This window comes from Mesorhizobium sp. BR1-1-4, assembly GCF_020165375.1.
GTDB lineage: Bacteria > Pseudomonadota > Alphaproteobacteria > Rhizobiales > Rhizobiaceae > Mesorhizobium > Mesorhizobium australicum.
Genome location: NZ_JAIUIB010000023.1, coordinates 1 through 1552 on the forward strand (window position 1 = coordinate 1; position 1552 = coordinate 1552).

A 1552-nucleotide genomic window follows, 5' to 3' on the forward strand; every position below is an offset into this window, starting at 1 on the left:
TCAGATCGCTGACAAACCCCGTCTATTTTAGGCGGGGTTTTGTTTTATGCGACTGAACGTGTTTGCGATTTCGCGGTCAGGACGATTTGACATGAGGTTGCAGGAGGCAGCGCAATGGTTTGCGGGCCTCAGGCGAGGCCTGGCTTTGGCTTTGGCCACAGGCAAAGGGCGATTTTCTTGATGTTCTGAGCCGCGGCTGCGATCAGGCACTGGCAGGCGACGCGAACGTGACTTCGGAAACGGGCGTAGCGGTGGCCATGCAGTTGCTTGGCGTCCGCGAAGGAGCGCTCGACGGTCTCCTTGCGGCGGCGGTAGATAAGCTTGCCCCAGCCGGTAAGGCGATTGGCGTCGATGCGCTCTCGCGCATCTTGCCAGACATGACGGGTGATGGTGCGTGTCGCGGCGGCGTTGGTCGTGCAGGAAGCCAGCAGCGGGCAGGCCTGACAGATGGCCGGGTCGCTCCTGTATTGGCGGTAGCCATTGCGATCGGTGGTGGCGTAGCTGAGAAGCTGGCCTTGCGGGCAGCGATAGCCATCCAGGTCCGGCTCATAGGCGAAGGCTGTCTTCCTCATCATGCCGGGCTTTGGCGGTGTTGGATTGCGATAGCCGGTGACGCCGAGGATGTCGCGGTCCTCCAAACCCTTGGCGATGCCAGCGGTTGCATATCCCGCATCGAGCCCAACCGCCCCCACCTGGAAGCCAAAGCGTTGGCGCTGCCGGTCGAGGCGGCCCAAATAGACGATCGAGTCATGCACGTTGGCCGGCGTGGCATAGGTGTCGGTGATGATGGCATGGGCGGCATCCACCGTGCGGTGGTCGAGATAGAAGAAACCCTTCGGCTTGCCGTCGCGTACCATGTAGCCACTGTCGGGATCGGTACGCGAGACCTTGGTCTGCTTCTCGGCAGGCTGGCGCTCCTTGTTCTTCAGCGGCTTCTTGCCGTGCTGGGCGCGGTCTTCCTCGATTGCGGCATCCAGCGCCTCCCAGTAGTCGGCGCGCGACTTGGCCACCACCGCGAGGTCGAAGCGGTTCTTGTTGGCGTTGGCCTTGAGATGCGTACTGTCCGTGTAGAGCACCGTGCCGTCGACAAGCCCATGCCGGATCGCCTGCTCGACGATCCGGTCGAAGATACCCTGCGCGATGGTCTCGTCCTGATACCGCCGGCGCCGGTTCTGCGACAGCGTCGAGGCGTCGAACACCTTGTCCGTCAGCTTCAGCCGCAAGAACCAGCGATAGGCGACGTTGACCTCGATCTCGCGCACCAACTGGCGTTCCGAGCGAACCCCGAACAGGTAGCCCACGAACAGCGCCTTGAACATCAAGGTCGGATCCAAAGGCGGCCGGCCATTGTCGGCACAGTACAGCGGCGCGGTCAGATCGTGGATGAAGGAAAAGTCGATCGCGCGGTCGATCTTGCGCAACAGATGATCAGCAGGAACAAGCTGATCCAACGTTACCATCTCGAGCGCGGTCTGTTCGGGGGCGGGTCGCTTCAACATGACCCAGTGAATCAAAAACCCCCGGCAATTGCCAGGGGTTTGTCAGCAGTCTG

Annotated in this window: 1 protein-coding gene; it reads right to left on the reverse strand. The window is 61.7% G+C overall.

The annotated features are described in order from the left end of the window. Positions 1 to 128: 128 nt before the first annotated feature. Positions 129 to 1499 carry an IS1182 family transposase gene (locus tag LB571_RS28725; RefSeq protein WP_224599731.1) on the reverse strand — a complete coding sequence of 457 codons (1371 nt, stop codon included), beginning with the start codon at positions 1497 to 1499 and terminating at the stop codon, positions 129 to 131. Between the last annotated feature and the right edge of the window lie 53 nt (positions 1500 to 1552).